We start from the raw sequence: 19979 nt of genomic DNA on the forward strand, positions 1-19979 counted from the left end.
ACCGGTTGAAACCCGCCCATAGCGGACAAAAGCCAATCGAGTAGGAGGAAGGCGATTATTTCGCCTTCCGACCTCTCACACCACCGTACGTACCGTTCGGTATACGGCGGTTCAATCAACTTAACATGTAACAGCCTTTTCGGCGTAGTAGTCTTCCATGGATACAAGACCAAACTTAGCTAGTCTCTCTTTACTGATACAAATGTGGAGATTCCAGCTTCTGCACACTCTGGCATATCCTTTGGCATATGAAATGCCATGTGCCGCATTTGGCGGCAGACCAAGTTTGATAAGATTCTTTTCCCTGTTCTTTGGCGTTTTCCAGTGTTTCCATATGCACATGCGCAGTCGATACCGAATCTGTCCGTCCATTTTTGCGCACAGCCTTTTCATGCTTCCGATTTTGAAATAATTTATCCACCCTCGGATAAGCCGGTTGAGTTTCCCAATTTTATAACCATTGCCCACTCCCCAGCTCCTGCTTGTATATTTCTTCATCTGCGCCTTGAACTTTGCTGCCGCTTTCGGGTGTGGTCTGGCTTTGTACCCTTTGGCAAATGAGTCATAGTAAAATCCAAACCCCAGATACTTAATGCCCTTTGGTTTATCAACCCTGCTCTTTTCCGCGTTCACTTTCAGTCCAAGCTTTTCCTCTATAAACCGAGCCACGCTCTTCATTACCCGCTCTGCCGCCTGTCTGCTCCCGACCATTATAATAAGGTCATCTGCATACCGGACGAAATCCAGCCTCCTTGCTTCCAGTTCTTTGTCCAGCTCATTTAACATGATATTTGCTAACAGCGGCGAGATATTTCCACCCTGCGGTGTGCCGACTACCGTATCTTCATACTCATCATCAATCATTACGCCGCTGACCAGAATCTTTCTTACCACCGATATGACATCTCCGTCCTTTATTGTCCGTCCGAAAATCGTCATCAGCTTGTCATGGTCTACTGTGTCAAAGAATTTCGCTAGGTCGATATCCACTATCCAGTTGTGTCCGTCATTCATCATTTCCAATGCTTTAAGGACTGCCTGCTGTGCACACCGCTTGGGTCTGAATCCATAGCTGTGGTCGTGAAACTGCTCCTCAAATATCGGGGTAAGCACCTGTGCCACCGCCTGCTGTACAAAGCGGTCTACTGCTGTTGGCACTCCAAGATTTCTTGTACCACCATCGGGTTTGGGTATCTCCACCCTGCGGACTGGCTTCGGCTTATACTTCCTCGTCCGCAACTGTTCCTTAATGTTTTCGCCGTTTTCCGAAAGATATGCGCCAAGTTCTTCAACGGTCATCCCGTCCACGCCTGCCGCTCCTTTATTCCTTACGACTTGCAGATACGCCGCATTTAGATTATCCCTGCTTAATATCTGCTCCATGAGACTGCTTGTGTCCATGCGTTGTTTCCTTTCTGCCCCTTTTGCCTTTGCCGCCTTTGAAGTCATCGACAGGCGTATGCTCCGGCTACGAAGTGGAACGTACTTCAACTGATTGATTGTTCAGCCCTTCGCTCCGTCCCCATTACAGGAACTTCCTCACTACTATGGCTTCTGCTGACTTCTCACAATTCGTTGTTACTACGGCTAATGAGACCGCCTGTGAGACCTCCCCAGTTAAGGTGCGTGTTCTTTTCCTCCATGTACCTGCCGCATTTACTCGTACTTCCGGCAACCTTTTGGACTTCAGTGCCTTTTGCCACCTTATCCGTATTTCCGAGCCTTATATGCGGTTCCTGTCCGTCAGGTCAGAGGTTTGCTTACAGCTTCTTTCAGATTCCGTCTCACGGCGGACACCCTTGCTGTTCGGCTATGTGCTTCGTTGTTGCCTACGCGCACTTGGGACTTTCACCCATTAGAAAACGCCCATGCTGGGCAAACAAAACGGATATCGCGGCCATTCACGCCGCAATATCCGTTTTTTAATACACCCTTTATCATACTCAGCTTTCGATATCCCCTTTTTCTGCCTGCGTTCCCCTTGTGAGCCTGGCAAATACCATGTCGTATCCGTCGCTTCCATAATTCAGCGAACGGTTAACCCGGCTGATGGTAGCTGTAGATGCGCCGGTCTTCTCCGCAATCTCCAGGTAGGTCTTGCCTTCCCGCAGCATTTTGGCCACTTCATAGCGCTGGGACAGGGACAGCAGTTCATTGATGGTGCATACGTCCTCGAAAAACTTATAGCATTCATCCGGAGTCTTTAAGGTCAGTATGGCATCAAATAGATGGTCCACTGCTTCTGTTTTAATTTTCTTGTTCATGTCCTGGTTATCTCTCCTTATAATTCATACGGCCTTCCCCTTCCGTATGGTATTGTAAAATGATTACAGGTCATATAAGCCCCATACTTGTTCATTTTAGCATATTAAAGTCTGAAAGTCCATACGTGGCAGGAGATTTTATAAGGGCATTTTTTTCGGGTATATATTCTTCTGTTTTCCCTGCCTCTTTTAGGACAGCATGAATTTCTCAACCACCAGCCCTACGCCGTCGTGGTTGTTGGATGCAGTGATGTAATCAGCGGCCTGTCTCACCGGGAGAACGGCATTTTCCATGGCCACGCCCAGGCCGGCATACTTAATCATGGTCATGTCATTGTAACCGTCGCCGCAGGCTATCATCTGCTCCCGTTCAAGCCCCAGCACCTCCAGCAAACGGGCCAGAGACTGGGCCTTGTCGATTCCCTTTGGCATGATTTCCAGGAAATACGGCTCGGAACGGTACACGCTGAAATCACGCCCCATAGCGGCTTTTACCTTGGGCTCCACGGTCACCAGGTAATCGCCGTCATCCAGCATCAGGAACTTGGGCACCCTGAAATCCACATAGGACTTCATATCCTCCACCTGTCGCAAAGGCAGGTGGTTGATATTGGACTCGGCAATGGCGTAGGGACATTCCTCATTGTTGGTGATAATTTCCCCGCCTTCATATGTAAGGATATCTACCCTGTGCTCCTCTGCCAGCCCGATTATCTTCTGGTTGGACTCCCTGGGCAGCAATGAAGAAAACACGGTTTCACCTGTCTTACAGTTGGTTATCATCCCTCCGTTGTAGGACAGGATATAGCTGCCGAAACGCGACAGCTCCAGCTCCCTTGCCAGCGGCTCCACGCCTGCCGTGGGACGGCCGGATGCCAGCACCACCACGTTTCCTGCTTCCTGGGCCTTCATCAGGGCCTCTTTTGTTCTGGGCGTAATGATTTTATCACGGTTGGTCAGTGTACCGTCCAAATCCAGTACGATTATCTTGTAGTCCATTGCCTTTTCTCTCCTGTATCCGATTCTTTATTTCCACTTATATTTTTCCGCGTTTTACTTCCATGTTTCCATTTACACTTCCATGGAACCATTTTATCAGAAATACAGCGCAGTGACAACCGGAACAGATATTAATCCACATCCCTGAGACCGAATTTCAGCTCTACCAGAGCCCTGGGGCGGCCTCCCTTGGCAGCGCTTTCCCTGGCGCAGACCGTCCCCAGGCCGGCTGCCTGAATCTTGCTGAGAATCCGCCTGGCGCTCCTGACCGTGATGCCCAGACATTCAGCCAGCTCCGAAGCGTCAAACACATAGCTCTTCCTCACACCAGCAATGGCCTGAATCTTCAGAATGGATTCCATGCTGAGTCCTGTCTTTTCAGAGATCGTCTGAATTTTGGGGTCAAAGGATATCATGCTGTACTGAAGCTGCTGCTCCAGGCCCAGCGGGCCATGAATCTTCTCTCCCTCATCAATCTGAAAGATTCCTCCATCCCCCTTGCCAAGAGAATATTCCAGAGCCTTCCTGGCATGCATCTCTGCTTGGTAAGCCGTCACGCCCATGCCCAGACCTGCATTTACTACCAGTCCCAGATTCTTTCCCTCCCCCTGAAGAATTCTCAGATCCTTATGGTTCTTCTTTCCCTTCACCACTCCGGAATTGGCATAAATCACATATTCATCACGCCCAAAGGGGAATACAGATCCCTGGATTCCCCTTACATAGCGTATCAGTTCCACTTCAAATTCCGCCTTGCTTGCCATGGCATTATAATACTGGTCCTCCCTCTCCGGGAAGTTGGACATCTGAATCAATTCCACCGCAATCTGCGAATATTCTGCCTGAGCCAGGGCCCAGCCCTTGTCCAGATCGGCCAGGGCATCCCTGACCTGGGAGCGTTTGGGCTCCAGGTAAAAGACCCTGCCGCCCTTTTCTTCTATCATATGATAGACTGCCACATAAGCAGTGACCGCCACATCGGTCATCTTCTTCTCCAGCAGCTCCATATGCCATGCAACATACTCTTCCTCCGCCACGCCTGCAAGCAGCGGGCAGGTATATATATTCCTGGGCTGTATGTGAAAGGCGTCCAGGATATCCTCGATAATCTGCTTTTCCACCACGTCAATGCTGAAGGTGTCGATTTCCCGCCCTTCCCTGACCATTTTCAGAAATACTTCCGAGATACTGCTGGCGGACCGCTTGATGTATGTGTAAGGTTTCTGCATCTGGTGATGACCCAGCACATAGTCGCAGATGCCGCTTCCGGTAAAAATCACACCGTCGCACTCCTGCTCGCAGATGTCAATGACATCCACGGCCTCTCTTACCAGCTCCCTTGTATATAAACGCACCTCATGACTCTGGTCAATCTGATGAATTGCTTTCCTGATGATTCCGCAGGATTCCTTTGGCCCCACTACTCCCACTATCATTTATACTGTCAACCTCCCGATTTTTTGCGCACAGCGCGCCATATACCGATTATAAATCAGAAGCGTCGTATAAATCAACCACCTGATGGTCTTTTAAGAGATTTAGGTATTCTTCCTTTGTCAGGGCAGGGCGGAAATTCCCCATGATTTCCTTTCCCCTCGCGCCTCCGTCCCACAAAAGGTCGATGATGGTAAGGGCCATCATTTTAGCAGGTACAATATAGGCAGTGTAAGGGTCGTCCATCCGGTATTTTTCCGTGTGGAGGCCGCCTTTTATGCCGCCTGCCCAGATGTGCATGCAGGGCATGATCTGGGAAATGTCCCCCAGGTCCGTGGAACCGGCTGTCTCCCAGTCCTCCACAAACGCATCCTCCCCCGCGTGTTCGTAGGCTATCATGTTGTCCCGGTACAGACGGGCAATCCGGCGGTCCGTATTCAGGGGGAGGTAGCCGATGCAGTCGTGAATCTCCACCTTGCCCCCCAGAGCCATTGCGGCCGCCTTCATGCTCCGGTTTACTTTATGGGAGGCATCCTCCATGGCATCAATGGTAAAGGCACGAACCATGATTTCCATGGTAACACGCTCCGGCACCACATTTACCAGGCCACCGCCCTCCTTGATTACAATGCTTACCCGCACCTTATCCTCATCCCTGAAGGTTTCCCTCAGCGCGTGAATATTGTTCATGGCCAGCTCCGCCATGTTCAGGGCGTTGATTCCCTGCTCCGGGGCAAACCCGGCATGGGCTGCCCTTCCCAGAAAATGCACGGTCTTGCTGATGAATCCATTGCCTTTGGTGTCCAGGATGCAGCATTTTCCCGGCTCCATCTCCATCATATGGCACTGAAGAACCATATCCGTATCGTCCAGGCCCCCACGGTACATAAGCTCCTGTTTTCCTCCCAGATAGTGGATGGTTCCCTGACTCATAAGGCGGTTCCTGTACTCATAGTCCACACATTCCTCCGCGGGTATGGCTATGAAGTCAGCGGCGCCGCCCAGGTGCTCCATAACGCCTGACGTAAGAATTCCCACGGCTGCCCCGTACAGGTTTGCCAGCTGTACATTATGCCCGCAGGCATGAACCAGCCCTCCCTCGGCCGCATCCGGATGGGCGTCGCACATGATGCAGTCCAGCTCGCCCATCACCGCCACCCTGGGACCGTTTCCCTTGGGACCGGAGGATACACGGCAGCCGGTATAGGATACGCCGGTCTCCGGCTCCAGCCCAAGCTTGCGAAAGGCTTCCTCCATAAGTTTTCCTGTCCTGAACTCCTTATATCCCAGCTCCGGCGTTTTATAAGCTTCCTTTCCCAGGGCAATGATTTCATCCTGGTGTTCCTCAATCACATTGAGGCATCTCTGTTTCACTTCTTCTTTGTCCATATCATCATTCCTTGTCATCTTACTTACAGTTCTGTCATCCGGCTCATAACCCTGGTAGCATTCCAGAGTTCATCCATATCCAGCGCTTCCTGTACCGTATGTACATCCATCATGCCAACGCTTAATATAAGGCTGCTGCAGCCGTACCCGGCCAATATATTGCCGTCGCTGCCTCCGCCGATGACCATGGGCTTAGGTTCGATTCCTTCCTTCTCCATGGCCTGGGCTGTCATGCGGTACAAATCACTGTCAAGGCTTACCTCCAGGGAAGGATATGCCAGTTCATGTTCTATTTCATAGGCGGCACCCATCTCCAGGCAGGCTGCTTTCAGGCATTCCTCCATGTGGGCCACTTCATTTTTAAGCTTATCCATGCTGTGGGAACGTATCTCGGCGGTAAATGTCACTTCATCAGTCACGATATTGGTGGCTGCCCCTCCCTCGATCCGCCCGATATTGGATGTGGTCTCCTGGTCAATCCGCCCGATATGCATCCGGCTGATTGCCCCGGACGCTGCCACCACAGCATTGATTCCTTTTTCAGGTTCAATGCCCGCATGGGCCTTACGACCTCTCACCGTGCACCTTATGGCCTCCATGGCCGGGGCCTTATAGGCAATGATTCCTGCCGGGCCTGTCGCGTCCGCTATGACCATGTTCTTGCATGGCAGGCGGGACAGGTCCATGTGTTTGGTTCCCTGCATGCTTGTCTCCTCAGAGACGGTAAACATGATATAGAACTCCTTGTGGGGCCTGTCGGTCTCCACAATATCCTCAACGATTTCCAGTATGGAGGCCACAGCCCCCTTATCATCGCCTCCCAGGGTGGTGGTGCCGTTCGTGCGGATGATATGGCCATCCACCACCGGCTTCACATCCTTACACGGCTCAATCTGGTCCAGATGGGCTACAAAACAGAAGGGAGGATTACAGGGCTCGCCCTTGACATGGGCGATAATATTACCGCCGTTTCCTCCATATGCCTTTCCGGCTTCATCTATGGAAGCCTCTATTCCTCTCTCCTTAAAATAGTCCATAAGCCATTGGCACTGCTCCTTCTCCCCGCCGGAAGGGCTGTAAATCTGAACTAATTCCAAAAAACGTTCCTGCATCCGCTCGCGTGACAGCATAGTCATCCTCCTCATTTTATAAGCCTTCATGTGCACGCAGCGCCCGTGCCCCGGGCGCTTGTGCAAGGTATCCTATCCCTTTTTCTTGTCCATCCCTTTTCCTTATCCGTCCCTGCTTATCAGTCTCTGCTTATCAGTCAACCTGCAGCTCTTTCTTGTAAAGAAGCTTGCCTGCGTAGATGGAGCCAAATACAGCTACCAGAATAACCACATAGGATGGATTGCCCGGTATAAAGCTTAAGAAGCCCAGCTTCATGAGCCAGTTCATTCCGATGGCGATGATGGCGGCCACCACGCCCAGTTTGGGACGGGTTGCGGCAAACTGTCCGAATACAGCACCGAAGAGCGCGGGAAGCAGGAAATTAAGCGCCTCCTTCACAGGTGCAGGAAGAATGTTCAGGATAACGCTTCCCGCAACAGCTCCCACGGTAAGAATCACGATATTGACGAGAATGGATGTGGCAATACCGATAGTGGAAATAATGGAGCCTTCCTCCGTCCCCATCTCCACTCCGGCTGCCTCCTGCGCCACGGAAGAACATGGCACACGCATGTTGGAGGTATTGCCTGAAAGGAAGGTAAGGTAGGTTCCCGGAATGCCCAGAATCGGGAAGTAGGAAATGGGCTCAACAATGTAAAATGCTCCGCTTACGCTGATCTGCATAAGAGTACCTGCGATAATGGCGGACACCGGAGGCATGTAGCCTCTGAAGGCCATCACCAGCGCAGGAAGGAATCCCGCGAAAATGCCCAGCAGCAGTGTAATCTTTCCCCATTTGACGATTCCGGGGATATATGTACCAGAATAATAATCGTTTTTCATCTTCTAACCCTCCTTAGATTACGCTGACAGCATATCCGATGAACATGCCGCTGAACATGGCGATTGCAAATGCCCACTCCCTGAGCCAGCCGATATCCCTGGCCCTGGACAGCTTCACCAGTATCATCATGATGACGCAGCCCGCTATGGTAGCGATTGCCGGCGCGTTGGTAAATGTCAGGGAGCCCTCGGCCGTAAAGAAGTTGCCGGAAGCCAGGTTAGCAAACGCGCCCAGCATGGCGCCCGCGGAAATGATGGGAACCATCTTGGCATTGCCCTTTGACATCAGGTGGTTAACCTTGTCCATCTTATCGCAGAACAGGAAGGTGAAAATCAGCCAGCCCAGGGAGCCGCATACCATGGTCCACACGCCGCAGGCAAATGCCATGGTATCCATGGTCTGAAGTGTCTTTCCCATGGCCTGCGCACCGAATCCGGCCGCCATGGCCTCATAGTTGACCGAACCGATAAATGACAGACGCATCCATGCCACCGGCGCACCCATGGTGACCAGCAGGGATATCATGGTTACCAGGATTACTACGGACGGGCCAATGGATGATATCACACTGCTCTTGATTGCCTTATGTACCTGGTCCGTGGTAAGAGCCGACTCGCTGGCCGCCTTCATAGACCTCTTCATAAACAGAATTGACTGAAACACTACCACCGCTACCGCCAAAGCCGCTGCTGCCCACATCAGAGGACTGTTGGCATAATCCAAATAATTAACACTTTCGTTCATTCTGACCTCCTTGGTTATTCCCCTTTCCAAAAGCTGCAGTCTTTTGGATTTTCTAGTTTCGGTCATGTCCATAACATGTCCTTATATTTATATTTACTACATTTCCTCGGTATTGTCAAGTGCTTTTGTTGAATATTTGTTTAAGTGACAGAATGGAGGTTGGAGGGTGTAGTGCAGAATATCTCAAAGAATGGGAGCTATTCTGAACAAAGTGCCTTCGGCACTCTAAACTCCCCTGCCCCTCACTCATGAGAGGATTTGGGGGGTTCTCTTTATATCTTTTTATTGTAAAATGTTCTTATGTGTAAAAAGAACATCCTCCAAACTATTTTTTCTGACCACTTTGAATACGTCCAATATGTCATCCGCCCCGGCAACAATGTTTTGGATAACATCGACAGGATGATCAATTGCCATGCTCCTTCTTTCGGGGGCGCTTTCTTTGGCTGCCCTCATTGTGGTAACCTTAAATTTGTTCCCTTCTCCTGTAAAAGCCGCTTCTGTCCTTCCTGTGGCAGCATGTATAACCAGAAACGGGCTTTACGTATGTCCTGTAAACTCGTTTCCTGCAACCACAGACATTGTGTCTTTACAATCCCCGTTAAATACATCAGCAGATATCTTGGAAGACCTGTCATTGCCACTTCCAGGATTGATGCCTATGACGGGGATTGTGTGACGTTCCATTATCAGCGCCATGAGGACCATAAAACAATCACAGAATGCATCCCTGCCATTGACTTTATCAAACGGCTGATCGTACATATCCCTGACAGGCACTTTAAAATGGTCCGCTACTACGGCATTTATGCAAAACACCATAAACAGGAAAAAAATCTCAGGAAATGTTTATCCCTTAGAAGCGGCAATATCTTTCCCGATTACTGGACTGGCGTAATTCGATTCTTCTGGCCTTTGGCTATGATCCGCTCAGATGCCCGAAGTGTGGCACTTCTATGTTGGTTTTAGAAGTTTACCACAAAAAAACTGCACTATTTGAACGCTATCGAAAGGTTATGGGATATGGATAGATCCATACGCCTTATCCTTTCTCTACCGTCAGATAGTGCAGCCTAAACCAAAAACAAAAAACTACATAGACAACGTCATGGCGAAGTCACACCTTCGCTCTTTTGCTATGTCATTTTTTATCTCCAGTCTATTATACACCATCTTTGCCGATTTGCGAAGTTTCCTAATAAAGAAAAAAATAAGACCCAGAAGAATTAACTCTTCTGAGCCTTATGGTCTGACTCTATTATCCGGATTCAGTTGTTACGGATCATGATGCCTTATCAAGCATATCATGGATATATGTCCGCAGGCCATCCTCCGTATCTATGCCGTATTTCTGGTTTATCAGGATATAATACTTCATAATCCGCTCTTTCGGCAGAAGCTCACTGGAAGGGATGCTGTCGCCGTATCCTTTCCTCGCCTCCATCCAGGGATCCTCATTGTGTGTGATCTTCTCCAGCACCTTTCCGCCATACATCCCGAAAGTATTCACCACAAGGTCGATCACACGCTTCTCATCATCCGTCAGTGCATCCTCAGTTCCACTAAGAAGCGCGAACCGTGCATCATCGATCGGATTATATTTGAAATCCCGGAACAGGTCATACACCTCCGGATAAACCGGACCGTGGATCCATGCCCTGCAGTCCTCTTCAAAGATCGGTTTTCCATACAATGCAGAATAAACGCCCTGGATAAAATACAGGAGCTTCTGCAGCATGAGAGGCGTTACCTCTTCCAGCTTTTCAAATATATATGCGATCACCCTGAGCATCTTATCCGAAACGGAAAACAGGCTCTCTATGCTTTCTGATGCCGAAAGCGCCTTCCTGTATGCCGCATCCGTCAGCTTCTCCCGGTTTTCCATGAGCTTATGCTTCATATAGGCAGGGGATGCCAGCGCCGCCTTTACGATATCAGAATATTCTTTGGAAGGTACCTGTCCTTCCAGATAACGCGGAATAGTCACCTCTCCGAAACCCAGCGCCAGGGACAGAGGAGCCTTACCGATCTTATAGATTTTCATGAGCTTTTCGATATCGTCAACCGATACAAGCCCTTCCGCCACCCTGTACTGCTCATCGATTTCCTGAACATTCTTATCAATAAGGCCTGGAATGCTCATTTCCTCACCGCACTCCGCACAGACAGCCACGGTGATTGCAAAGGTATAATCCTTATCCCTTATATTCTTTACGATGTCCTTCTTCTGCAAAAGGTACTCGGTCTCTTTCCTGCACTCTATGCAGAAATCTCTTCTTCCCTTCTCTGTCATAATGGTCACCTCCGATTTGCCTCCTGATTATTTGAAATAGTATGTAAGCGGATGTTTCTGTTCATGGAACGAAATAACGATCACAAAACAGTTCTCCAGCTTGTTGAATTTGATATACAAAGATACTGTTTTTTCTTCCGTCCCATTCCTCTCCAAAAGTGACACATCCTTGCCAAATACATACAGGTTCTCATGTTCATAGCCCTTATGCTCATTCTGCAGGATTTCCGAAAAATCCATTACAGTAAGGCTCAATATGATCTCCTTTGCCTTTGCCTCGTCAATAACATAATCCAGAAACAGATTGATGTTATCCTGCCGTCTGGCATTCCGATCAAGCCGGTAATTATCCTTTTCAACAGCTTCCTTCACCTCGGAAAGATACTGCTCTATGTCTTTCTGATCTATGCTCAATACTTTATCCTCCGCAGAGTGCATGATGTATTTTTTGATTTTTTTCATCATCAGTATAACCCTATGATTGCTTTTTGTCAATATCCCATCATCAAAAGCGGCAGGAAAATTTCCCGCCGTCATTTGACACCATATTCAGTTGGGATTACCCGCTCCGTCCTTATACTGCGTTCCTGCACATCTCGGTCAGCTGCTTCTTGATCCTGCGAAGCTTCTTAGAGATTGTGTTCTGTGACACGTCTTTCATCTCCGCAATCTCTTCCTGTGAATAGCCCTCCACATAATACAGACGATACAATTCCTGATCGTCCTCCGGCAGCCTTGAAAGAATCTCATAAAGAAGCTCCTTCAGCGGATCCGGCTCTTCCGCCGCCATCTCCGCAAGCTGCTTCGCATAAGTGCTGGTATCTGGATTCTCAGTCATCATCAATCCGTCCATCGACAGATTCCAATTCTTCTCCGGCTCTTCACCCGGATGCTGAGCCTTCCACTCTTCCAGAGCCTTCTTCTGCCAGGATTCAAGCTGCGGTCTGCTGTTCTTGATGTTGTTATAGACCTCAGCATCATCGAAGGAATGGAGCGACTTGATCCAGACCGCCGCCTCATCACCCTCCGCAATAACGGATACCATCCCGTCACTGAACCTGTACACATAGTTGCCTCTCTCACTTGTCGGTGTTTTTCTGAATAACATCTTTTGCCTCCGTTTCTGGCCCGGAGACAGTGAGACAAGACATCGACAGGCTTATCCCCCGACGTACCCATGCTGCAAAAAGAGCGCAATGAAGCAAGGGTACATACATATCGCTTTCCGCTGCTGCCGTACCGGCAACTGTCTGGAATGCAATATGTTCGTATCCTGTCCACTGCGCATCATGTGCCGATATTAAATTTGTAAATAGTTATTTGGATATCCGCCGGATACCCATCAGAACCTTCATCCACGGATGAGGACTCTGATCCGTACCCACCGTCCTACTGGTATAGGTATGAGAAACCCCGTTTTTCCGATTTCCCTCCTATATTTCTCTGGGATATTTGCAACCCCCTGTCTTACTAAGCGGTTTTTCACCGCATTTTTCCGGTATCATCATCCAGATCTCAAATTCGTCTCGATCGCGTATAGTTCACTGAAAACCTCAGACAAATCGGATGATGCGATCTGCTCGATTGACTTTGCCTCGTATTTTTCCAGGACAAAATTCACGGTTTCTGCACCAATCTCTGACTCGATAAATGAAGCTGTATTTTCAATATTTGCGATCCAATTTGTTCTTTCATCTCTTGTCATTTCTGCATACCTCCGTCTCTTTTTCTGTGTCTTTTGCCTGGCACGCCTTCATTAAAGCAGAATGGAAAAATGCTGTAAAAACTCGGTAAGTTGAGAAGAAATGGCTTAAAATAAGGCTTTTCAGATTTGAGCATAAAAAAAAAAGCCCCCTAAGAGGCTCAATCCCAACTTGGTAAGTTGAAAAAAATTATGAAACTCTTGAATTCTTTCTATCTTTGGTTCCGATTGGCTCCATTTTGACCACTTCAAGTAATCTATTGAAGTCCACAATGCTAATGCACGGGTATCGGTCAATAATTTTCAGCCAGATACGATCCGGATCTTGATATGGATGTAGTTTGCGCTCCGATTTCTGATACACTTCTTCTATCAGATCCCTGCGAAGCCCTAAACCGACACAGATAGCCATGATAGTTCCGGACTCCATTTTATTGGATTCATTATCTCTAATCCGTTTAAGATAATTCTCATGTACTAATGTATTCTCATAAAAGTCCAGAGGATCCGTCCATCCTTTTTTATCAATCATAAATGTCAGGCTCTGGCATAAGGTGGTATCTTCATCCCTGAGCAGCCTAAGGAACTCTTTTTCAGTCTCATCATTGCATAGCAAGAAAGATCTTCCTGCGCATATTTGTATGTTATAAAATGCTGTTCCCTTATATTCAGGGCACATGTAGGAAGATTTGTCTTCGCCCTTTTTGTCAGATGTATTTCGCCGTTTTTGACGGTGATATTCTTCTGTCCGGGACAACAAAGTACCCATCTACAAATAACAGGCCATATGACTCCACCCACTCTTCAAGAATGGGATTATCGGAAAGCATCTGGAATGACTCTTCCAAAGTCAGAGGAACAAAATCTTTTGTCCGGTTCAACTCAGCATAAACAGCTTCATAATCTTGAAAGCCGGATATTCTTTCTTCCAGCCCCACTTCAAGCAATCGAATCTTAACAGAGCTTCTCGAAACAATGAAGAACTCGGCAAGTTGGTGAATCAGCTCATCACAGGAATTGATATCATTATCAAGCAGTTCCTCTGCCTTCTTCCGGAACATATTTTTAGGCATCAGAACCCTTGGAGCCAACCTATGTGCCTGCCATTCCAGCCACTCGACCTCATTTTGCTTGGTGCGCTTCCCGCTCGGCGGCTCAAAATTTGTACGTTTCTCATTGATGCAGCTCTTGATCTTTTTCACGGTCTTCAGGAAGTCCGCCAAGCCCTTCATAGCCAGAAGCTGAGGGTTCACCGTCACGATCACTTCATCTGCCGCCCCGAAACAGGTTGTCAGGTTAGACTGCGGATCAAAGTCCACAGCCAGAACCTTCTTCCCCTTCTTCTGCAGGGAATACGCCAGATTGAACGCCGTAACAGATTTACCGACACCACCCTTCATTGCTCCGATCATGATTATCTTTCCCATAACATCACACCCCCTGTTCCGCGCAAACGCCGTACTCCGCTGTTCTCTCCGCTACAAACTGAGCACGCAGCTTTTCCTTCTCCGCCTTAAACCTCTTTTGCAGAAGCTCTGTCTCTCTTTCCATGAAAGCCGCCTCTGCTTCCTTCAGCACCGCCATTTCCGCATCCGGCGTGATAACCAGCTTGTCGTTCTCACAGCTGGCAGTAACATACCCGCCGATCTCAAAGCCCAGCTCCTTCAGCCACTGACCTTTAAGCATGATGGTCGGGGTTGACTTGTAATTGTATCCGCTCATTCCGTAGATCTTCATATTTCTACGCTCTTTGAATCTCTTCATCTGATTTCCTCCTTCGATTATCTGTAACATGGATGCTGCCTGCATCCGACCGCCTTGAAAGAGAAAAGGGCTCAGATCCGTCTAGGAGCAGACTACTCCCGCGGATCAAAGCCCTATTTGCTCTGATAAGCATCACCCCACTCTCACGAAGGCATTCTTCGTCCATTCGGAGCCTGGAAACCCCTCTGCCTTCATAGTAGTAGGTATTCGATTGTAAATTCGGCGCCGTCCTTACATCTCACCCCCTCTTCCAGTAGGTCAAAAAAATAGGACTTGGTCAGGAAGCCTTTAAAATCGGTCTTCTCTTGACTTGTCCTATTATGCCGTACTCATCAATAACAATATAATCAAAACAATCCCTGGCAAAGTATGATTCATTCAATACCGGATGTGAGAGCACTGCGCGAAACATTGGATGAACCAATGTATATTTCCCCTAAATCCTTTCTTCGGAATATGTAGGCTTTGGGGTGAAAGGACCGTTCCTTTTCATTGTAAAACCGAAGGTCCACCCGGTCCCCCAGCCGGTCCTTTATAAGGCACAATGCCTCCGGCTGTGTGATCCCCAGATAATTTCCGGTCAGGATTCTGATTTTCACTCCGCGTTTCAGTGCCTGTTCCAAATCATCCAGAATCATACGTACTCCTGACTCCATGAGGAATGACACAATCATATCAATCTGTACAGCCCTGAGCATACTGAGCTCTAACTGATACAGCAAAAAACGATTCTTATCTCTGCCCCCGGTAATGACCTCACAGGGCCCGATATCCCTTTGTATTTGTTTCAACGATTCTATTTTTTCCTCAATATCATGTTCAGCCATTTTTCTTCTGCTCTCCCCGGGCGGACATCGTCCGTTACCCACATCTCCATGATGTCAAATGTATTTACATCTTTTAACAGTTTATCCATCTTTCTTTCCGTCATATCCGTAAAATAGCGGCCACTTGGCTCACCCTCTGCCGTTCCATATTTAAAGGAGGTATACAGGATTCCATGGTGATTCAACGCACGAGCCATTTTGACAAAAACATCCTCCAGCTCCCCATAGGACAGATGCAGTATGGAAGAACATGCCCAGATTCCATCATAAGCCTCTTTTTCATCTAAATTCTGAAAATACATCTGCCTTACTTCAATGCCTGTATATTCAGACGCAATCCTGACCAGCTCTTCAGAACCATCTATGGCATCTGTCTCAAATCCCCTGTCCATGAAATACCTGGTATCTCTGCCGGAACCGCATCCGAAGTCCAGGATTCCAGCCGCTGTAATTCCTGCTCAAATATATATATATTTACAAAAAGCAGAAGGTCAATCTCCGATTTGTTTCCATTCTCCTTAGGCAGATATGGAAAATAGCATATTATACTCTCATTAAGACTGCTACCCATTTTTATCACGACTACTGTCAATCATATCATTTTTGGGCATCACAGGCAATTAAAACTGTTTAAAAATAAATACATAACCAGGTACTATCAGATTGGTCTCCATAAAATCAGACTCTCTATAAGACCACTCAATATCACGCCGGTATAAAACACGGCTTCCATCAGCCATTTTAATCCTCGGTTCCCCATGTTTTATTCACCGATTCCCCCCAGACCTAATAGACTATACTATACCAAATCATATAAGGAGCATATTGATGAAAAAAGCAATTAGCATTCTTCTGGCAGCAGCCCTGACCGCAGCTGCCCTAACTGGCTGTTCAAAATCATCCGGCAGTGCATCCTCCGGCAACACCCCGTTGGTCCTCAACGAAGTGGCCCATTCCATCTTCTACGCCCCCCAATACGCAGCCATTGAGCTGGGATATTTTGAGGACGAGGGCATCGACCTGACCCTTGTAAACGGAGCTGGTGCTGATAAGGTAATGACCGCCCTTATCTCCGGCGACGCCCAAATCGGTTTTATGGGTTCCGAGGCCAGCATCTACGTATACCAGGAGGGTTCTCAGGACTATGCTGTGAACTTCGCCCAGCTGACACAGCGGGCAGGCAACTTCCTGGTGGGACGTCAGCCTGAGGACAATTTTAAATGGGAAAACCTGAAGGGCAGGAAGGTCCTCGGCGGACGCGCAGGCGGCATGCCTCAGATGGTCTTCGAGTATATCCTAAAGAAACACGGCATGGACCCAAAGACAGACCTTTCCATTGACCAGAGCATCAATTTCGGGCTGACCGCAGCCGCCTTTACCAGCGATGACGCGGACTATACCGTGGAATTTGAACCTTTTGCAACCACTCTGGAGAGCGAAGGCAGCGGGTACGTGGTAGCCTCTCTTGGAACAGAATCCGGATATGTCCCTTACACTGCTTACTGTGCCAGGAAGAGCTATGTGGAGCAAAACCCGGAAATCATTCAGAAGTTTACCAATGCCATCCAGAAGGGCATGGACTACGTAAACTCCCATTCCGCCGAAGAAATTGCCAAAACCATCCAGCCCCAGTTCAAGGAAACACCGGTGGATAAACTCGCTGTCATCGTAGGCCGTTATAAGGACCAGGATACCTGGAAGGATGACACCGTATTCGAGAAAGAAAGCTTTGAGCTTCTGGAAAACATCCTGGAAGAGGCAGGTGAACTGTCGGCACGGGTTCCCTATGAGGACCTTGTTACCACACAGTTTTCTGAGCAGGCAGCGAAATAGCCTCCGCTTTACTCACGCAGTGCACTTTAATTCCCACTAACTATAAACAGCCGGCTTATAAACTGTTACCTGCCCAAATGCAGTACAGTATATAATCCGGCCTGTTTCATTTAGTTCACCTGTTTCATTCATTTCAACCGCTCCGCCTGCCACTCTTCCACGCCCCACCGCCCGTCCACGCCGCCCTACCACTCTTCCCTGTACTTCTCCTGATACAAATACAGCCATGGCGTATTCACCGGCAATGCCGCGAACTCATCCCTGTGATACTCCTGTACCTTCCCGCCCCGGCGCACCCGCAGGAGCCGGTCCGCCAGAGCCAGAGAATCTGCCAGGTTCACTGCCATAATCACCACAGGAATCCCCTTATTTAAAAAACGTTCCAGCAGCTCCATGATATGGATGCGCAGGGATACCTCCGCACTCTTAAAGGGCTGCACACAGAACACGACTTTAGGATTCTGAAGGTAAATGCGGGTATATATGAGGTCGTATTTCTGCCATTCCGTCAGACGGTCCACAGGCAGGTCAAATACCTCCTCCCCCAAAAGTTCAGCATATTCCTGACGCAGGCTTTTCTTAACGCGCTTGCTTCCCCACACGCCTCTGACCCGGTGGTCCAGAGTAAAACAAAGGTTATCCAGATAGCTCAGGTTGGAAAACAGCATGGAATGTACCGGCAGTTCCTGGATCACTGCGATGCGGCGGTCATTTTTCCCTCCCAGAGGCGTTCCGTCAATTAAAATCTGTCCCGCGGAATGCCTTTCTTCACCGGACAGGACCGGAATCAGTTCCTGAATCATGCAGTTATCCAAATCCTGCATCACCAGACATTCTCCCCTTGCAACTGAAAACGCAGGTTCTCCCTCTGCCTGAAACACAATCTGGTTTTCCTCCGGCCTTGGCCTCTGGTTCATCTGCTCCCGCACATGACGGTCAAAGTCCTCGGTGCAGTGCAGAAAAAACGGGTCCGGCGCTTTGTCCTTTGCCTGGAAGCATTTTATAATCTGTCCGTTCAGCATAAGGGCCGTCCGACCGCATATCTGACGCGCTTCCTCGAAATGAGCGGCTATGTAGAGAAAAGACATGCCCTTTTTCGCGTAGTGATGCAGGATTCCGCTCAGCTGCTCCAGCTCCGCGTCGCTTATGAAGGTGCTTATGTCCTCCAGCACCACCAGATGATTGCCTGCCACCACTGCCTTTAACAGTTCCACCACAAACCGTTCAAAGTTAGTGAGCTCCTCCACATAAGCGTCGGCCGGAATCTCCACTCCGATATCCTCCATGAAGGGCTTTAACTGTTCCCTCAGTATATAAGGCTGCATCAGCCGCTTCCTGAATCCGGGACGGAGCACGAAAATATTGTCGGCCACAGTCAGTCCCTCCGCCAGACAGCTCCGGTTGCGAATCACGCTGACACGGTTCATGGCAGTTTGATTTATGGCGGTTTGGTTCATGATGGTATGGTTCATACCTGTACATGGAAAACGCCAGTCGTTTACCAGCCTTTCCTTATAATACACATAGCCGTAATGCAGGGGAAGGTTTTGCTGCAGCAGACGAACCAGGGCAGACAGCCCCAGGTGGTTTACCGGCACCAGACCCAGTATCTCGCCTGCCCAGATTGTCATGCTGAAATTCTCCAGCAGGGCCACTCCCTGTTCCCGGTAAGTCACCCGCTCCATGCGCAGTATCTCTTCCCTCATTTTAATGCCTCTTTGTTCTTCAAGTCCCTGTCATTGGTAATGGCAGGCAAATTGATTTCCACATCTGTCCCAACTCCCGGCATGGAAAATACATGAAGCCCGTATTCCTCTCCAAAGAGCAGGTGAATCCGGTTGTTTACATTTATAAGGGCTATGCCGCCCCGAGTCTCTGAACCCTGGGACGCAAATGCCTGACCGCTCTTTCCCAGCCGATCGTTCATCCTGGACAATACCTCCTCATCCATCCCCACCCCGTCGTCAGAAATGCGTATCAGCAGCCGTTGTCCGCTCCGTTCCAGATGGATGGACAGGTGGCCTGTGCCTATCTTGCACTCCGTTCCATGGATGATGCTGTTCTCCAGGATAGGCTGCATGGTCAGCTTCGGCAGCCGGCAGCCATATATCTCCTCCCTGTCCTCCGGATCGCATTCTATGGACAGGCTCAGCCGTGAACCGAACCGGTACTGCTGTATCCGGAAATAGGTCCTGCAGTTCTCCAGCTCCTCCTCCACGGAAACCAGGTTTTCCACCTTGCTGATGGTGTAGCGGAAAAATGTGGCCAGGGCCTCCGTCATATCCGCTACGCTGGTAAGCCCTGCAATCAAAGCCTCGCTGCGGATGCTCTCCAGGGTATTGTACAGGAAATGGGGGTTAATCTGATTCTGGAGCGCCAGATACTGGGCCTGCCGCTTGTTAAGCTTAAGCAGTTCCGATGAATCCATAATTTTCATCATGTGCTCCAGCATCCGGTACACCATGGGAGTCGGGACCACCTGGCACAAGTCAGTCAGGTCGGTGGTGGTATATCCCTCCAGGAACAGGTGCATGGTCCGTTCCAACCGGAGGTAGGGCCTGAGTATCCATTTACTGAAGACCCATATGCAAATAAGCAGCAGCGCAGCGCCCATAACGCCGGGCCACAAGGGTGCATTTCCCCGGAACGCCCGGACCAGGCAGGCCGCAGTCTGAAACATCGCTAAACACAGGGCGGCAATAAGCAGCGCAATAACCCGCACCGAAAGATATCTGAACCTGTTTTGTTCCATTTCCCCGCCTCCCTCCTGTTCCCT

At 49.1% G+C, this 19979-nt stretch carries 20 protein-coding genes and 3 pseudogenes; 2 read left to right on the top strand and 21 right to left on the bottom strand.

The genetic code is table 11. The features are described 5' to 3' along the window. Positions 1-120 precede the first annotated feature (120 nt). The 9 genes from ltrA to LA360_RS29660 all read right to left on the bottom strand — a co-directional run bounded on the left by ltrA (position 121) and on the right by LA360_RS29660 (position 9201). The gene (gene ltrA / locus LA360_RS12055; RefSeq protein ID WP_002578445.1) at positions 121-1401 is read right to left on the bottom strand and encodes a group II intron reverse transcriptase/maturase; all 1281 of its coding nucleotides are present in this window, start codon (positions 1399-1401) and stop codon (positions 121-123) included. 542 nt (positions 1402-1943) lie between these two features. Beyond that, positions 1944-2264, bottom strand: a complete 321-nt coding sequence (locus LA360_RS12060; protein ID WP_022201442.1) for a YerC/YecD family TrpR-related protein — start codon at positions 2262-2264, stop codon at positions 1944-1946. A gap of 189 nt (positions 2265-2453) precedes the next feature. Next, positions 2454-3263 carry a Cof-type HAD-IIB family hydrolase gene (locus LA360_RS12065; protein ID WP_022201441.1) on the bottom strand — a complete coding sequence of 270 codons (810 nt, stop codon included), beginning with the start codon at positions 3261-3263 and terminating at the stop codon, positions 2454-2456. A gap of 131 nt (positions 3264-3394) precedes the next feature. Beyond that, on the bottom strand, positions 3395-4699 hold the full coding sequence (locus LA360_RS12070) for a hypothetical protein (RefSeq protein ID WP_002587071.1): 1305 nt from the start codon (positions 4697-4699) through the stop codon (positions 3395-3397). A 49-nt stretch (positions 4700-4748) separates the two neighbouring features. Then, positions 4749-6086, bottom strand: coding sequence for an amidohydrolase (locus LA360_RS12075; protein ID WP_022201440.1), 1338 nt, complete (start codon positions 6084-6086; stop codon positions 4749-4751). 23 nt (positions 6087-6109) lie between these two features. After that, positions 6110-7216 (bottom strand): M20/M25/M40 family metallo-hydrolase, encoded by a 1107-nt coding sequence (locus tag LA360_RS12080; protein WP_112481994.1) that lies wholly within the window; start codon positions 7214-7216, stop codon positions 6110-6112. 133 nt (positions 7217-7349) lie between these two features. Further along, entirely contained in the window at positions 7350-8039 is a 690-nt protein-coding gene (locus LA360_RS12085; protein WP_022201438.1) for a hypothetical protein, read from the bottom strand. 13 nt (positions 8040-8052) lie between these two features. Beyond that, the gene (locus LA360_RS12090) at positions 8053-8856 is read right to left on the bottom strand and encodes a DUF5058 family protein (protein WP_002588931.1); all 804 of its coding nucleotides are present in this window, start codon (positions 8854-8856) and stop codon (positions 8053-8055) included. A 210-nt stretch (positions 8857-9066) separates the two neighbouring features. Continuing rightward, the gene (locus LA360_RS29660; protein ID WP_263870328.1) at positions 9067-9201 is read right to left on the bottom strand and encodes a hypothetical protein; all 135 of its coding nucleotides are present in this window, start codon (positions 9199-9201) and stop codon (positions 9067-9069) included. Between LA360_RS29660 and LA360_RS31260 the strand changes: the two are divergent. Continuing rightward, positions 9148-9815, top strand: a pseudogene (locus LA360_RS31260) (transposase zinc-binding domain-containing protein). The gene LA360_RS29660 and the pseudogene LA360_RS31260 overlap by 54 nt on opposite strands. Positions 9816-10066: 251 nt before the next feature. Here the strand turns inward: LA360_RS31260 and LA360_RS12100 are convergent. From LA360_RS12100 to LA360_RS12140, 9 genes and pseudogenes are all read right to left on the bottom strand, one after another. After that, positions 10067-11077 (bottom strand): Panacea domain-containing protein, encoded by a 1011-nt coding sequence (locus LA360_RS12100; RefSeq protein WP_057572985.1) that lies wholly within the window; start codon positions 11075-11077, stop codon positions 10067-10069. A gap of 27 nt (positions 11078-11104) precedes the next feature. Continuing rightward, complete coding sequence (locus LA360_RS12105; protein ID WP_057572984.1) at positions 11105-11491, bottom strand: type II toxin-antitoxin system MqsR family toxin; 387 nt, start codon at positions 11489-11491, stop codon at positions 11105-11107. A gap of 160 nt (positions 11492-11651) precedes the next feature. Beyond that, positions 11652-12185, bottom strand: a complete 534-nt coding sequence (locus LA360_RS12110) for a sigma-70 family RNA polymerase sigma factor (RefSeq protein ID WP_112481996.1) — start codon at positions 12183-12185, stop codon at positions 11652-11654. Positions 12186-12581: 396 nt separating this feature from the next. Next, a complete protein-coding gene (locus LA360_RS12115; protein WP_057572981.1) occupies positions 12582-12782 on the bottom strand; it encodes a hypothetical protein in 201 nt (66 codons plus the stop codon). 187 nt (positions 12783-12969) lie between these two features. After that, on the bottom strand, positions 12970-13548 hold the full coding sequence (locus LA360_RS12120; protein WP_207657889.1) for a hypothetical protein: 579 nt from the start codon (positions 13546-13548) through the stop codon (positions 12970-12972). Next, positions 13487-14206, bottom strand: coding sequence for an AAA family ATPase (locus LA360_RS12125; protein ID WP_057572979.1), 720 nt, complete (start codon positions 14204-14206; stop codon positions 13487-13489). Before LA360_RS12125 ends, LA360_RS12120 begins: the two co-directional genes overlap by 62 nt. Positions 14207-14210: 4 nt before the next feature. Continuing rightward, positions 14211-14543, bottom strand: coding sequence for a SymE family type I addiction module toxin (locus LA360_RS12130; RefSeq protein WP_089776083.1), 333 nt, complete (start codon positions 14541-14543; stop codon positions 14211-14213). A gap of 377 nt (positions 14544-14920) precedes the next feature. Further along, positions 14921-15370 (bottom strand): annotated as a pseudogene (locus LA360_RS12135) (phospholipase D-like domain-containing protein); the annotation flags it as partial. Next, positions 15340-15813: pseudogene (locus LA360_RS12140) on the bottom strand (class I SAM-dependent methyltransferase); the annotation flags it as partial. The pseudogenes LA360_RS12140 and LA360_RS12135, both read right to left, overlap by 31 nt. A 385-nt stretch (positions 15814-16198) precedes the next feature. Between LA360_RS12140 and LA360_RS12145 the strand changes: the two are divergent. Continuing rightward, complete coding sequence (locus tag LA360_RS12145) at positions 16199-17203, top strand: ABC transporter substrate-binding protein (protein WP_022200961.1); 1005 nt, start codon at positions 16199-16201, stop codon at positions 17201-17203. A 36-nt stretch (positions 17204-17239) separates the two neighbouring features. Here the strand turns inward: LA360_RS12145 and LA360_RS12150 are convergent, their stop codons facing one another. Genes LA360_RS12150 through LA360_RS12160 form a run of 3 tightly spaced genes read right to left on the bottom strand, consistent with a single transcriptional unit; the run spans position 17240 to position 19955 of the window. Then, positions 17240-17431, bottom strand: coding sequence for a hypothetical protein (locus tag LA360_RS12150; RefSeq protein ID WP_146774943.1), 192 nt, complete (start codon positions 17429-17431; stop codon positions 17240-17242). Then, positions 17389-18909, bottom strand: a complete 1521-nt coding sequence (locus LA360_RS12155; RefSeq protein WP_022200960.1) for a sugar ABC transporter ATP-binding protein — start codon at positions 18907-18909, stop codon at positions 17389-17391. Before LA360_RS12155 ends, LA360_RS12150 begins: the two co-directional genes overlap by 43 nt. Then, entirely contained in the window at positions 18906-19955 is a 1050-nt protein-coding gene (locus LA360_RS12160) for a sensor histidine kinase (protein ID WP_022200959.1), read from the bottom strand. The genes LA360_RS12155 and LA360_RS12160 overlap by 4 nt, the downstream gene beginning before the upstream one ends. Positions 19956-19979 lie beyond the last annotated feature (24 nt).

This window comes from Enterocloster clostridioformis, assembly GCF_020297485.1.
Lineage (GTDB): Bacteria > Bacillota > Clostridia > Lachnospirales > Lachnospiraceae > Enterocloster > Enterocloster clostridioformis.

Coding starts and splice junctions, on each gene's coding strand:
- ltrA (WP_002578445.1), bottom strand. CDS start 1,401: ATGGACACAAGCAGTCTCATGGAGCAGATATTAAGCAGGGATAATCTA.
- LA360_RS12060 (WP_022201442.1), bottom strand. CDS start 2,264: ATGAACAAGAAAATTAAAACAGAAGCAGTGGACCATCTATTTGATGCC.
- LA360_RS12065 (WP_022201441.1), bottom strand. CDS start 3,263: ATGGACTACAAGATAATCGTACTGGATTTGGACGGTACACTGACCAAC.
- LA360_RS12070 (WP_002587071.1), bottom strand. CDS start 4,699: ATGATAGTGGGAGTAGTGGGGCCAAAGGAATCCTGCGGAATCATCAGG.
- LA360_RS12075 (WP_022201440.1), bottom strand. CDS start 6,086: ATGGACAAAGAAGAAGTGAAACAGAGATGCCTCAATGTGATTGAGGAA.
- LA360_RS12080 (WP_112481994.1), bottom strand. CDS start 7,216: ATGCTGTCACGCGAGCGGATGCAGGAACGTTTTTTGGAATTAGTTCAG.
- LA360_RS12085 (WP_022201438.1), bottom strand. CDS start 8,039: ATGAAAAACGATTATTATTCTGGTACATATATCCCCGGAATCGTCAAA.
- LA360_RS12090 (WP_002588931.1), bottom strand. CDS start 8,856: ATGGACATGACCGAAACTAGAAAATCCAAAAGACTGCAGCTTTTGGAA.
- LA360_RS29660 (WP_263870328.1), bottom strand. CDS start 9,201: ATGGCAATTGATCATCCTGTCGATGTTATCCAAAACATTGTTGCCGGG.
- LA360_RS12100 (WP_057572985.1), bottom strand. CDS start 11,077: ATGACAGAGAAGGGAAGAAGAGATTTCTGCATAGAGTGCAGGAAAGAG.
- LA360_RS12110 (WP_112481996.1), bottom strand. CDS start 12,185: ATGTTATTCAGAAAAACACCGACAAGTGAGAGAGGCAACTATGTGTAC.
- LA360_RS12115 (WP_057572981.1), bottom strand. CDS start 12,782: ATGACAAGAGATGAAAGAACAAATTGGATCGCAAATATTGAAAATACA.
- LA360_RS12120 (WP_207657889.1), bottom strand. CDS start 13,548: ATGGGTACTTTGTTGTCCCGGACAGAAGAATATCACCGTCAAAAACGG.
- LA360_RS12125 (WP_057572979.1), bottom strand. CDS start 14,206: ATGGGAAAGATAATCATGATCGGAGCAATGAAGGGTGGTGTCGGTAAA.
- LA360_RS12130 (WP_089776083.1), bottom strand. CDS start 14,543: ATGAAGAGATTCAAAGAGCGTAGAAATATGAAGATCTACGGAATGAGC.
- LA360_RS12145 (WP_022200961.1), top strand. CDS start 16,199: ATGAAAAAAGCAATTAGCATTCTTCTGGCAGCAGCCCTGACCGCAGCT.
- LA360_RS12150 (WP_146774943.1), bottom strand. CDS start 17,431: ATGGCTGTATTTGTATCAGGAGAAGTACAGGGAAGAGTGGTAGGGCGG.
- LA360_RS12155 (WP_022200960.1), bottom strand. CDS start 18,909: ATGAGGGAAGAGATACTGCGCATGGAGCGGGTGACTTACCGGGAACAG.
- LA360_RS12160 (WP_022200959.1), bottom strand. CDS start 19,955: ATGGAACAAAACAGGTTCAGATATCTTTCGGTGCGGGTTATTGCGCTG.